At 53.5% G+C, this 10,634-nt stretch carries 18 protein-coding genes; all 18 read right to left on the bottom strand.

What is annotated here, in order from left to right:
• Nucleotides 1-70 precede the first annotated feature (70 nt).
• The 18 genes from rplQ to QZW03_RS15070 all read right to left on the bottom strand — a co-directional run bounded on the left by rplQ (nucleotide 71) and on the right by QZW03_RS15070 (nucleotide 10,609).
• Nucleotides 71-466: a 50S ribosomal protein L17 gene (gene rplQ / locus QZW03_RS15155; protein ID WP_296510847.1), complete on the bottom strand. Its 396-nt coding sequence runs from the start codon at nucleotides 464-466 to the stop codon at nucleotides 71-73.
• 82 nt (nucleotides 467-548) lie between these two features.
• Nucleotides 549-1,538, bottom strand: a complete 990-nt coding sequence (rpoA, locus tag QZW03_RS15150; RefSeq protein ID WP_296510846.1) for a DNA-directed RNA polymerase subunit alpha — start codon at nucleotides 1,536-1,538, stop codon at nucleotides 549-551.
• 103 nt (nucleotides 1,539-1,641) lie between these two features.
• The gene (gene rpsD, locus QZW03_RS15145; protein WP_296510845.1) at nucleotides 1,642-2,265 is read right to left on the bottom strand and encodes a 30S ribosomal protein S4; all 624 of its coding nucleotides are present in this window, start codon (nucleotides 2,263-2,265) and stop codon (nucleotides 1,642-1,644) included.
• Nucleotides 2,266-2,346: 81 nt separating this feature from the next.
• On the bottom strand, nucleotides 2,347-2,751 hold the full coding sequence (rpsK, locus tag QZW03_RS15140) for a 30S ribosomal protein S11 (RefSeq protein ID WP_029706489.1): 405 nt from the start codon (nucleotides 2,749-2,751) through the stop codon (nucleotides 2,347-2,349).
• A gap of 19 nt (nucleotides 2,752-2,770) precedes the next feature.
• Entirely contained in the window at nucleotides 2,771-3,136 is a 366-nt protein-coding gene (gene rpsM, locus QZW03_RS15135) for a 30S ribosomal protein S13 (protein WP_087496073.1), read from the bottom strand.
• 24 nt (nucleotides 3,137-3,160) lie between these two features.
• A complete protein-coding gene (rpmJ, locus tag QZW03_RS15130) occupies nucleotides 3,161-3,274 on the bottom strand; it encodes a 50S ribosomal protein L36 (protein ID WP_012348927.1) in 114 nt (37 codons plus the stop codon).
• 132 nt (nucleotides 3,275-3,406) lie between these two features.
• Nucleotides 3,407-4,717, bottom strand: a complete 1,311-nt coding sequence (gene secY / locus QZW03_RS15125; RefSeq protein WP_296510844.1) for a preprotein translocase subunit SecY — start codon at nucleotides 4,715-4,717, stop codon at nucleotides 3,407-3,409.
• 21 nt (nucleotides 4,718-4,738) lie between these two features.
• Nucleotides 4,739-5,170 carry a 50S ribosomal protein L15 gene (gene rplO / locus QZW03_RS15120; protein ID WP_296510843.1) on the bottom strand — a complete coding sequence of 144 codons (432 nt, stop codon included), beginning with the start codon at nucleotides 5,168-5,170 and terminating at the stop codon, nucleotides 4,739-4,741.
• 10 nt (nucleotides 5,171-5,180) lie between these two features.
• A complete protein-coding gene (gene rpmD / locus QZW03_RS15115) occupies nucleotides 5,181-5,363 on the bottom strand; it encodes a 50S ribosomal protein L30 (RefSeq protein ID WP_087496071.1) in 183 nt (60 codons plus the stop codon).
• A gap of 13 nt (nucleotides 5,364-5,376) precedes the next feature.
• Nucleotides 5,377-5,901 carry a 30S ribosomal protein S5 gene (gene rpsE / locus QZW03_RS15110; protein ID WP_296510842.1) on the bottom strand — a complete coding sequence of 175 codons (525 nt, stop codon included), beginning with the start codon at nucleotides 5,899-5,901 and terminating at the stop codon, nucleotides 5,377-5,379.
• Between the two features lie 17 nt (nucleotides 5,902-5,918).
• The gene (rplR, locus tag QZW03_RS15105; RefSeq protein WP_296510841.1) at nucleotides 5,919-6,284 is read right to left on the bottom strand and encodes a 50S ribosomal protein L18; all 366 of its coding nucleotides are present in this window, start codon (nucleotides 6,282-6,284) and stop codon (nucleotides 5,919-5,921) included.
• Between the two features lie 11 nt (nucleotides 6,285-6,295).
• A complete protein-coding gene (gene rplF / locus QZW03_RS15100) occupies nucleotides 6,296-6,829 on the bottom strand; it encodes a 50S ribosomal protein L6 (RefSeq protein ID WP_296510840.1) in 534 nt (177 codons plus the stop codon).
• Nucleotides 6,830-6,849: 20 nt separating this feature from the next.
• The gene (gene rpsH / locus QZW03_RS15095; RefSeq protein WP_296510839.1) at nucleotides 6,850-7,245 is read right to left on the bottom strand and encodes a 30S ribosomal protein S8; all 396 of its coding nucleotides are present in this window, start codon (nucleotides 7,243-7,245) and stop codon (nucleotides 6,850-6,852) included.
• 18 nt (nucleotides 7,246-7,263) lie between these two features.
• Entirely contained in the window at nucleotides 7,264-7,569 is a 306-nt protein-coding gene (gene rpsN / locus QZW03_RS15090) for a 30S ribosomal protein S14 (RefSeq protein ID WP_296510838.1), read from the bottom strand.
• 8 nt (nucleotides 7,570-7,577) lie between these two features.
• Entirely contained in the window at nucleotides 7,578-8,117 is a 540-nt protein-coding gene (gene rplE / locus QZW03_RS15085; protein ID WP_087496065.1) for a 50S ribosomal protein L5, read from the bottom strand.
• 2 nt (nucleotides 8,118-8,119) lie between these two features.
• Nucleotides 8,120-8,440, bottom strand: a complete 321-nt coding sequence (gene rplX, locus QZW03_RS15080) for a 50S ribosomal protein L24 (protein ID WP_087496064.1) — start codon at nucleotides 8,438-8,440, stop codon at nucleotides 8,120-8,122.
• Between the two features lie 9 nt (nucleotides 8,441-8,449).
• Nucleotides 8,450-8,818, bottom strand: coding sequence for a 50S ribosomal protein L14 (gene rplN / locus QZW03_RS15075; protein WP_007861702.1), 369 nt, complete (start codon nucleotides 8,816-8,818; stop codon nucleotides 8,450-8,452).
• A gap of 183 nt (nucleotides 8,819-9,001) precedes the next feature.
• Nucleotides 9,002-10,609 (bottom strand): glycerol-3-phosphate dehydrogenase/oxidase, encoded by a 1,608-nt coding sequence (locus QZW03_RS15070; RefSeq protein WP_296510837.1) that lies wholly within the window; start codon nucleotides 10,607-10,609, stop codon nucleotides 9,002-9,004.
• Nucleotides 10,610-10,634: the final 25 nt, after the last annotated feature.

The raw sequence follows: 10,634 nt of genomic DNA, 5'->3' as shown, positions 1-10,634 counted from the left end.
ACCTTTGGGTTATGAGCCCAACGAGCTACCAGGCTGCTCCACTCCGCGTCAAGACTTTAATTATAACCTATTAAGCCTTCACTTCTTCAGAAGTTGCAGAAACTTCTTCAGAACGCTCAACCAATTCGACCAAAGCCATGGGCGCGTTGTCGCCAACACGGTAACCCATCTTCAGAATACGTGTGTAACCACCAGGACGCGCCTTGAAACGTGGGCCCAAGACGTCAAACAACTTGGTGACGCTATCCCGATCACGCAGGCGGTCAAACGCCAAGCGGCGATTTGCCACAGTAGCTTCTTTAGCCAAGGTGATCATTGGCTCGACGACGCGGCGCAACTCTTTGGCCTTTGGCACTGTAGTTTTGATCGCCTCGTGTTCGATGAGCGAATTCATCATGTTGCGCAACATAGCCAAACGATGTGAGCTAGTGCGGTTCAATTTACGTAGACCGTGTCCGTGACGCATTTTTAGTTTCCTTCAGTTATATAACGGACAGCCGTATCAGGTACTGTCCGATGCACGGAACCCCACGAGAGGGTTCAAAAAATTAACGCTTTTCCAGGGAAGCTGGTGGCCAGCTTTCCAATTTCATACCCAAAGTCAAACCGCGCGAGGCCAGCACTTCCTTGATTTCATTCAAGGACTTACGACCCAGATTAGGTGTCTTGAGCAACTCATTTTCGGTACGCTGAATCAGGTCACCGATATAGTAGATGTTCTCAGCCTTCAAGCAGTTCGCGGAGCGAACTGTGAGTTCGAGCTCGTCTACAGGACGCAACAGAATTGGATCGAACTGAGTGTTACCACGTGGAGCGGGCGCAGTGAATGCATCCAACTCGCTGCCTTCAAGCTGCGCGAACACAGCCAACTGCTCAACCAAAATTTTAGCAGAAGCACGCACCGCATCTTCAGCAGTCACCGCGCCGTTGGTTTCGATCTCAACGACCAGCTTGTCTAGGTCTGTTCGCTGCTCAACCCGAGCGCTTTCTACGGTGTAGCTAACGCGACGGACTGGCGAGAACGATGCATCGAGAACTATGCGACCAATCGACTTGTTGGGTTCGTCCGCATACCGACGCATGCTACCAGGCACGTATCCACGGCCTTTTTCGACCTTGATCTGCATGTCCAGCTTTCCACCATGAGAAAGATTAGCAATGACGTGCTCGGGATTGATGATCTCTACATCGTGCGGCGTCTGAATATCAGCTGCAGTAACCACGCCTTCGCTATCTTTGCGCAAGCTCAAAGTTACTTCTTCGCGATTGTGCAATTTGAAGACAACACCCTTGAGGTTCAACAAAATGTTCACAACATCTTCTTGAACACCGTCGATCGACGAGTACTCATGCAATACGCCAGCGATTGTCACCTCGGTCGCAGCAAAGCCAGGCATTGAAGACAACAGCACGCGGCGCAACGCGTTTCCAAGTGTGTGTCCATAACCGCGCTCAAAAGGCTCCAAAGCAACTTTCGCACGATTCAATCCGAGCTGTTCAACGCTGATCGACTTGGGCTTCAACAAATTGTTTTGCATGCAAACTTCCTCTCAATACCCCCGACTCGTTACATCGGTAAGGCTGGTGAAGTACCTCCGCAGCGGTGCCCCGCCGCGAAGGAACGATTACAAAATCCCGGAATTAACGGGAATACAACTCAACGATCAAGGATTCGTTGATGTCTGCACCGAACTGGTCGCGATCTGGAACAGTTTTAAATGTGCCTTCGGCTTTTTCCACGTTAACTTCAACCCAAGCTGGCAAACCAACTTGCTGAGCCAACTGCAAAGCTTCAACGATACGGTTTTGCTTTTTGGATTTATCGCGAACAGCAATGACATCACCAGCCTTCACCATGTAAGACGGAATGTTCACGGGGGACCCGTTCACTGTCATGGCTTTGTGGGACACCAACTGACGTGCTTCCGCGCGGGTAGAACCGAAGCCCATGCGATACACCACGTTGTCGAGACGGGACTCGAGCAATACCATCAGGTTCGCACCTGTATTGCCGCGACGACGATCAGCTTCTGCAAAGTAACGGCGGAACTGACGCTCCAAGACGCCATACATGCGCTTCACTTTTTGCTTTTCGCGCAACTGCAAACCGTAGTCGGACGTACGTGCACCAGAAGTGCGGCCGTGCTGACCTGGTTTGGAGTCAAATTTCGCCTTGTCTGCGATAGAGCGACGCGCGCTCTTCAAGAACAAGTCGGTGCCTTCACGGCGGGATAGTTTGGCCTTAGGGCCGAGGTAACGTGCCACTTGAACTTCCTTTTATGTCATCTGACGCGTAGAAACGCGCGAGCCACCAACAAAAGTTGGTGGCGGTGGGCTTGGTTGAAATTAAATACGGCGGCGCTTTTGAGGGCGGCAACCGTTGTGCGGCACTGGTGTTACATCCGCGATCATATTGATGCGAATGCCCAGGGCTGCCAAGGCACGAACCGAAGACTCGCGACCGGGGCCTGGGCCCTTGATCTCTACGTCCAGATTCTTAATGCCTTGTTCCAGAGCTGCGCGACCGGCTACTTCAGACGCGACCTGCGCGGCGAAAGGAGTGGACTTACGCGAACCCTTGAAACCTTGACCACCGGACGATGCCCAAGACAACGCGTTGCCTTGGCGATCGGTGATGGTAATGATCGTGTTGTTGAACGAAGCGTGCACGTGTGCAATGCCGTCTGCAACGTTCTTACGAACCTTCTTGCGTACGCGTTGTGCTGCGTTATTAGCGGGAGCCTTTGCCATAGTGGTCTCTCAATCCCTTTTATTTCTTCAATGACGCAGCAGCCTTACGTGGGCCTTTGCGAGTGCGAGCGTTGGTACGTGTGCGTTGACCGCGCATCGGCAAACCGCGGCGGTGACGGAATCCACGGTAGCAACCAATGTCCATCAAACGCTTGATGTTCATGGTTGTTTCGCGGCGCAGATCACCCTCAATTGTAAACTGAGCGATCTGGTCGCGGATCTTTTCAAGATCGGAGTCAGTCAAGTCTTTGACCTTCTTCGAATATGCGATGCCACAGGCTTCGCAGATCTTGCGTGCGCGGGTGCGTCCAATACCAAAAATAGCTGTCAGGCCAATTTCAGAATGTTGGTGCGGCGGAATGTTGATGCCAGCAATACGTGCCATTTTCGTCCTCTAAAACTCTTGCAATTAACCCTGACGCTGCTTGTGACGTGGATCTGTACAGATCACACGTACAACGCCCTTGCGTCGGATGATTTTGCAGTTGCGGCAAATTTTCTTGACCGAAGCCGAAACTTTCATTTTCTTCTCCTAAAACTCTTCGCCCAGTCCCGACTTTGAATCGCGCGGAACAAGCGCTCTAACTTGCTACTAAACTGTTACCGTTCCAGCCAGGCTGGTCAGGCTTCATTTCAACTATGAACTACCCGACTCTCAAGAAGCCTTGAAATTCGCCTTCTTCAGCAGTGACTCGTATTGCTGGGACATCATGTAATTCTGGACTTGCGCCATGAAATCCATAGTGACCACCACAATAATCATCAACGACGTGCCACCAAAATAAAACGGTACGTTGTATTTCAGAATCAGAAACTCAGGCAACAAGCACACAAAGGTGATGTAAGCAGCTCCCGCCAAAGTCAGTCGCACCAAGATCTTGTCGATGTACTTTGCTGTTTGGTCGCCCGGCCGGATGCCCGGAATAAACGCACCGCTTTTCTTCAGATTGTCTGCAGTCTCCCGGCTATTGAAAACCAAGGCGGTGTAGAAAAAGCAGAAGAAAACAATAGCGGCTGCATACAACATCACGTACACCGGCTGGCCTGGGCTCAAGGTCGCCGCGATGTCTTTCAACCAACGCATTGACTCACCAGAACTGAACCAATTTGCAATGGTGGCTGGAAGAAGAATGATCGAAGAAGCAAAGATAGGGGGGATTACTCCAGCCATGTTCAACTTCAACGGTAGGTGTGAAGATTGGCCTCCATACACCTTATTTCCAACCTGCCGGCGAGCATAGTTCACGAGAATTTTTCGTTGTCCACGTTCGACGAACACTACAAAGTAAGTTACCAATGCCACCACGACCACGATCAACAGGGCAATAATAGGACTCATGGAACCGGTTCGCACCAACTCCAGTAAACCGCCCACGGCACTGGGTAAACCAGCCGCGATACCGCCAAAGATCAAGATCGAAATGCCATTCCCCAGTCCACGCTCTGTGATCTGCTCACCCAGCCACATCAGAAACATGGTGCCGGCAGTCAAGGTCACAACGGTTGTCATCCTGAAACCAAATCCAGGAGAAATGACCAACCCAGCGGAAGCTTCCAATGCTACAGCAATCCCCAACGACTGAAACAAGGCTAAGCCCAGTGTTCCATAGCGGGTGTACTGCGTGATCTTACGGCGACCGCCTTCGCCCTCTTTCTTCAGTTGTTCAAACGCTGGCAACACATACGTGAGCAGCTGCATGATGATCGAAGCAGAGATGTAGGGCATGATGCCCAAGGCGAAGATGGTGAATCGCGACAAAGCACCGCCGGAGAACATATTGAATAAACTCAATATGCCGCCCTGCTGTCCTTTGAACAACTGCTGAAGTTGTGCTGGATCGATGCCGGGGACGGGAATGTGCGCCCCCAGGCGATAGACCACGAGCGCCAACAACAAGAAAACAAGCCGGCGACGGAGGTCACCGAACTTGCCTGCTTTGGCTGTTTGTGCTGCGTTTGTAGCCACTAGATACTTTCGCGTGATTAATTACGCGACTGCGCCGCCAGCAGCTTCAATTGCAGCTTTTGCTGCAGCTGTTGCGCCGATGCCGCTCAGCTTCACGGCCTTGGAAATGGAGCCAGTGTTGATCACCTTCACCACTTTTGCCAATTCGCCGACTGCACCTGCCTGCTTCAGTGCAACCAAGTTCACGTCTTCAAGGCCCAGTGCCTCGAGAGCTGTCAACGTGATTTCAGCATTGAACTTCAGCAAATGCGACTTAAAGCCACGCTTAGGCAAACGACGGTGCATAGGCATTTGACCGCCTTCAAAACCGACCTTGTGGTAGCCACCGGAACGGGATTTTTGGCCCTTGTGTCCACGTCCTGCTGTTTTACCCAAGCCAGAACCGATACCGCGACCCACGCGACGCTTAGCGTGCTTGGCACCTTCAGCGGGTTTGATGTTATTTAGTTCCATCATTAACCTCTTAGAGTACCTTGACCAGGTAGCTGATCTTGTTAATCATGCCGCGCACTGCTGGCGTGTCTTGCAACTCGCTAACACTGTTCAGCTTGCGCAAGCCCAAACCACGCACTGTCGCGCGGTGGGACTCTTTGGTACCAATCGGGCTGCGCACCAATTGGATCTTCACAGTTTGTTGTGTAGTCATTTGAAGTCCTCGATTAGGCGAAGAGATCTTCAACAGTCTTGCCACGCTTAGCTGCTACTTCTGCCGGTGTAGTAGACACAGACAGAGCATCCAAGGTCGCACGAACCATGTTGTAAGGGTTAGAAGAACCGTGGCTCTTTGCGACGATGTCGGTGATACCAACGACTTCGAAAACCGCGCGCATAGGACCGCCAGCAATGATGCCGGTACCTTTAGGGGCAGGTGCCATCATGACGTTGGCTGCACCGTGGTGACCCATCACTTTGTGGTGGATCGAACCATTCTTCAAGGTTACCTTGATCATGTTACGGCGAGCTTCTTCCATGGCTTTCTGCACTGCAGCAGGAACTTCCTTGGATTTGCCCTTACCCATACCGATGCGACCATCACCATCGCCCACCACAGTCAGAGCGGCGAAGCCGAGAATACGACCGCCTTTCACAACTTTGGTCACGCGGTTGATCGCGATCATTTTTTCGCGCAGACCGTCCTCAGGACCCTCGGCCTTACCTTGCATTTTTGCTTGAACTTTAGCCATCTTAATTTCCGATCTGCTTAGAACTGCAAGCCAGCTTCACGCGCGGCATCAGCCAACGCCTTGACGCGTCCGTGGTAGGCAAAACCGGAACGGTCAAACGCCACCTTGTCAACGCCAGCTGCTTTCGCCTTTTCAGCGACGCGCTTACCGATAATTGTTGCTGCGGCGACGTTTCCGCCCTTGCCAGCAGCGCCCAATGTCTTACGGACTTCAGCCTCTGCAGTCGAAGCGCAAGCAATCACTTTGCCGCCGTCGCCAGAAATAACACTGGCGTAGATGTGCAAATTTGTGCGTGTCACGGTCAGGCGAGCAACGCCTTGAGTCGCGATACGAATTCGGGTCTGACGTGCCCGACGAAGACGCTGCTCTTTTTTGGTCAACATGATGCAGCTCCTTATTTCTTCTTCGTTTCTTTGATCGTGATCTTCTCATCCGCATAACGGATGCCCTTGCCCTTGTAAGGCTCAGGAGGACGAATCGCACGGATCTCAGCGGCGATCTGACCAACGCGTTGGCGGTCAGCACCTTTGATCAAGATTTCGGTCGGGGTTGGTGTTGCCACAGAAATGCCGGAAGGCATTTCGAGGTTCACCGGGTGCGAGTAGCCAACAGCCAAGTTCAACTTGGTGCCGGTTGCTTGCGCCTTGTAACCCACGCCAACCAAGCTCAGCTTGCGCTCGAAGCCTTTGGTCACACCAACCACCATGTTGTTGACCAACTGGCGGAAGGTGCCAGTCATTGCATCAGCTTCACGGGAGTCGTTAGCGGGTTGGAAGCTGAGTTTGCCAGCTTCGTTCTGGATGTTCACCAGGCTGTTTTGAGCCAATTGCAGTGTGCCGCCAGTGCCCTTCACGCTGATTTGACCAGCTTGAATGGATACTTCTACACCTGCAGGAACGGTGACGGGGAGTTTGCCTACGCGGGACATTCTTTATTACTCCTGTAGCGTTAAGCGACGTAGCACAGCACTTCGCCGCCGACACCGGAAGCGCGCGCTTTGCGATCTGTCATAACACCCTTAGGTGTAGTCACGATAGCAACACCCAAGCCGTTTTGGACTTGTGGAATTGCATCGCTGCCGCGGTAAACGCGCAGGCCAGGACGGCTCACACGCTCAATACGCTCGATCACGGGGCGACCGGCATAATATTTCAAGGCGATTTGCAACTCGGACTTACCACTTTCGGTGGAAACCTTGAAGCCATCGATGTAGCCCTCTTCTTTCAACACTTGTGCGATTGCAATCTTCACCTTGGAAGAAGGCACAGACACTGTTGTTTTAGCAACCATCTGCGCATTGCGAATGCGTGTCAACAGATCGGCGATTGGATCACTCATACTCATGTTCAGTTCTCCTATCGCTTACCAGCTGGCCTTGACAATGCCGGGGATCTCACCAGCAAATGCCATTTCACGGATCTTCGCACGACCCAGACCGAAGTGCTGGAACGTTCCACGGGGACGACCCGTGATGGAGCAGCGGTTACGCTGGCGAGTGGGGTTTGCGTTGCGGGGCAACTTTTGCAGGCCCAGACGGGCTGCAGCACGCTCTTCGTCAGAACGTTTCGCGTCACCGGCAATAGCCTTCAATTCCGCATATTTCTTAGCGTACTTGGCAGCCAACTTGTCGCGCTTGAGCTCGCGCTCGATTAAAGCCATTTTAGCCACAGGTCACCTCAGTTCTTGAACGGGAAACGGAAGCCAGCGAGCAGTGCCTTGCACTCTTCGTCGGTTTTTGCCGTTGTGGTGATGCTGATATTGAGGCCGCGCAAGGCATCAACCTTGTCATATTCAATCTCAGGGAAAATGATCTGCTCTTTGACGCCGATGTTGTAGTTACCACGGCCATCAAAAGCGCGACCAGAAATACCACGGAAGTCACGGACGCGGGGCAGAGCCACAGTCACGAAACGATCGAGGAATTCGTACATCTGCACGCCGCGCAAAGTCACCATGCAACCGATTGCCTGGCCTTCGCGGATCTTGAAACCAGCGATAGCTTTCTTGGATTTGGTCACCACGGGCTTCTGGCCAGCGATCTTGGTCAGGTCGGACACTGCGTGATCCATCACCTTTTTGTCAGCTACGGCTTCGCTCACACCCATGTTCAGAGTGATCTTGGTCAAACGTGGCACTTGCATGGGCGAGGTGTAGCCAAACTTGGCTGTCAACTCAGGCGCCACTTTTTCGCGGTAGTGTTGTTGTAGACGTGCCATGTTTATGCCACCTTGATTTCTTCGCCGCTGGACTTGTAAACGCGAACGCGTTTGCCGTCAGCCAGCACCTTGATACCAACACGGTCAGCCTTGCCGGTTGCCGCATTGAAGATGGCAACGTTGGACTGGTGAATAGGCATGGTCTTTTCAACGATGCCGCCGGTTGTGCCCTTCATAGGGTTTGGCTTGGTGTGCTTCTTCACCAAGTTGATGCCCTCGACGACTACGTGAGAGTCGTCAGCGCGCAAGGAGATCACTCCGCGCTTACCCTTATCGCGACCTGCGATAACGATGACTTCGTCGCCTTTGCGAATCTTGTTCATGGCGGGTCCTTACAAAACTTCAGGAGCCAGGGACACGATCTTCATGAACTTTTCAGTGCGCAGTTCGCGGGTCACTGGTCCGAAGATGCGGGTGCCGATAGGCTCCAACTTGGCGTTGAGCAACACAGCTGCGTTGCCGTCGAATTTCACCAAAGAACCGTCGCCACGGCGGATGCCCTTGGCAGTACGAACCACAACCGCGCTATAGACTTCGCCTTTTTTGACGCGTCCGCGTGGAGCAGCTTCTTTGATGGAAACTTTGATGATGTCGCCGACGCTTGCATAGCGACGCTTAGACCCGCCCAGCACCTTAATGCAGAGAACGGATTTCGCGCCGGTGTTGTCGGCAACTTCCAGTCGAGATTCAGTTTGGATCATTTCATTATTCCCAACTTGCACCTGGATCTGCTTTGCCACACTGGCAACTACAGAACCAAGTCAGTCTTGGGCCCGCTGTCCACCGCACAAACCACTTGCACGACTTCCATTTGGGCAGAACCTTCAGCTTTTTCAAGCGAAGCCCGCTATTGTGCCAGCCGTTGTACCGGCCGTCAACTACTTTTAACGCGGAATTTCCGTGTATTGATGCGCCAAAGCTAAAAAATCTTCAAGTCCGGTGTCAAGTCCGGTCTCTTGGGTCAGGATTTCCGAGACTTTTTGCGCAACGGTGGCAGCCAGACGCGCATCCAAGAACAACAAGCGACTGCGGCGGGCCAGAACATCTTCGACGGCAATGGCGTACTCGTTGCGTGCGGCGTAGCGGACCATGGCCTCAGTGAGACCCGGCGCGAGCTCATTGGCAGCCCCCGGCAACTTCACGACATCCGCATAATCACAACCGTAAGAATGCGGTCCCTGTGGCGCAGCCATCGCACTCTGCACGACATTTCCGGACTGAGCACCCTGTAGGCGGAGGTGTTCCGTTACGCCCGCAGATCGGCGCTCAATCAACTGCCGCTCCGCACATTTCTCCAACACGTCTTCAGCCATGGCCCGGTAGGTTGTCCATTTCCCGCCGGTCACCGTGACCAGGCCGCTTTTGCTGATCAACACCGTGTGCTCCCGGCTGATGGCTTTGGTGTTTTCACCATCATCTTCCTGTGGCTTAACCAGAGGACGCAGGCCAACCCAAACACTGCGAATGTCGCTATGGGACGGTGCCTTATGAAGGTAGCGGGCAGACTCACCTAATATGAAGTCGACTTCTTCTTTGAAGGGCCTTGGCTCCCTGTCCAGATCCGCGCGCGGGGTATCGGTCGTGCCCAAAATGACCTTTCCAAGCCAGGGCACGGCAAATAGAACACGTCCATCTTGCGTTTTAGGGACCATTAATGCCGTGTCTCCGCCCAGGAAGTCCCGATCCACCACGATGTGCACGCCTTGGCTGGGGGCGACCATGGGCTTAGTAAGACTGCGCCCGTCGCCCTGATTCGCGGCGCCATCTTTTTCGCGCAGCCCGTCCACCCAAACACCAGTAGCGTTGACGACACACTTGGCACGCACTGAGAACTTCCGGCCACTCACGGTGTCACGGCAGTCGAGCCCTACGACCTTTCTGTGTTCATACTGCAAGCGGGTTGCCTCACAGTAGTTAACGATCAAGGCCCCTTTCGACGCGGCCGTTCGCGCAATGGCCAACGCGAGGCGGGCATCATCAAACTGACCGTCCCAATACTTCACGCCACCTTTCAGGCCGGCAGGGGTTACACAGGGAATCAGCCGTTGCGTCTCTGCCACCCCTAAAAACTCAGTTTTCCCCAGCCCGGCTTTGCCAGCCAACAAATCGTAGGCAGTCAGTCCAGCGCCGTAAAAGGGGGTTTCCCACCATTTGTAGGAGGGCATAACAAAAGCCAAGGGCTGCGCCAGATGCGGGGCATTGCGCAGCAGCGTAGTCCGCTCATGCAAAGCCTCGCGCACCAAGGAAAAGTTACCTTGCGCCAGATAACGCACTCCCCCATGCAAAAGTTTTGTTGCACGGGAGGACGTACCTTTGGCAAAGTCGTGCGACTCGATCAACACCACACTGAAGCCGCGAGCCGCAGCATCCAGCGCAACCCCCAAGCCGGTTGCACCTCCACCCACCACCGCAATGTCGTACGCTTTGGGCTCAGCCAAGCGGTTCAGCAGGTCTTCCCGGCGTGTAGGCAAGGGGGGGGCGTAGGGTGTCATGAGGTCCGGTGAAATAGAGTGCAGT

Origin of the sequence: Rhodoferax sp. (assembly GCF_013297935.1) — a bacterium.
GTDB lineage: Bacteria > Pseudomonadota > Gammaproteobacteria > Burkholderiales > Burkholderiaceae_C > Allorhodoferax.
Note: the sequence above shows the minus strand (reverse complement) of the source record. Positions and strands in the feature narration are given on the sequence as shown.

What these genes read in the sequence shown, in the direction of transcription:
- rpsK (WP_029706489.1), bottom strand. Translation starts at nt 2,751, where the DNA reads ATGGCAAAGGCTCCCGCTAATAACGCAGCACAACGCGTACGCAAGAAG.
- rplN (WP_007861702.1), bottom strand. Translation starts at nt 8,818, where the DNA reads ATGATCCAAACTGAATCTCGACTGGAAGTTGCCGACAACACCGGCGCG.
- rplF (WP_296510840.1), bottom strand. Translation starts at nt 6,829, where the DNA reads ATGTCCCGCGTAGGCAAACTCCCCGTCACCGTTCCTGCAGGTGTAGAA.
- rpmD (WP_087496071.1), bottom strand. Translation starts at nt 5,363, where the DNA reads ATGACTACACAACAAACTGTGAAGATCCAATTGGTGCGCAGCCCGATT.
- rpoA (WP_296510846.1), bottom strand. Translation starts at nt 1,538, where the DNA reads ATGCAAAACAATTTGTTGAAGCCCAAGTCGATCAGCGTTGAACAGCTC.
- rplX (WP_087496064.1), bottom strand. Translation starts at nt 8,440, where the DNA reads ATGAACAAGATTCGCAAAGGCGACGAAGTCATCGTTATCGCAGGTCGC.
- rpsE (WP_296510842.1), bottom strand. Translation starts at nt 5,901, where the DNA reads ATGGCTAAAGTTCAAGCAAAAATGCAAGGTAAGGCCGAGGGTCCTGAG.
- QZW03_RS15070 (WP_296510837.1), bottom strand. Translation starts at nt 10,609, where the DNA reads ATGACACCCTACGCCCCCCCCTTGCCTACACGCCGGGAAGACCTGCTG.
- rplQ (WP_296510847.1), bottom strand. Translation starts at nt 466, where the DNA reads ATGCGTCACGGACACGGTCTACGTAAATTGAACCGCACTAGCTCACAT.
- rpmJ (WP_012348927.1), bottom strand. Translation starts at nt 3,274, where the DNA reads ATGAAAGTTTCGGCTTCGGTCAAGAAAATTTGCCGCAACTGCAAAATC.
- rplR (WP_296510841.1), bottom strand. Translation starts at nt 6,284, where the DNA reads ATGTTGACCAAAAAAGAGCAGCGTCTTCGTCGGGCACGTCAGACCCGA.
- rpsM (WP_087496073.1), bottom strand. Translation starts at nt 3,136, where the DNA reads ATGGCACGTATTGCTGGCATCAACATTCCGCCGCACCAACATTCTGAA.
- rplO (WP_296510843.1), bottom strand. Translation starts at nt 5,170, where the DNA reads ATGGAACTAAATAACATCAAACCCGCTGAAGGTGCCAAGCACGCTAAG.
- rpsH (WP_296510839.1), bottom strand. Translation starts at nt 7,245, where the DNA reads ATGAGTATGAGTGATCCAATCGCCGATCTGTTGACACGCATTCGCAAT.
- rplE (WP_087496065.1), bottom strand. Translation starts at nt 8,117, where the DNA reads ATGGCACGTCTACAACAACACTACCGCGAAAAAGTGGCGCCTGAGTTG.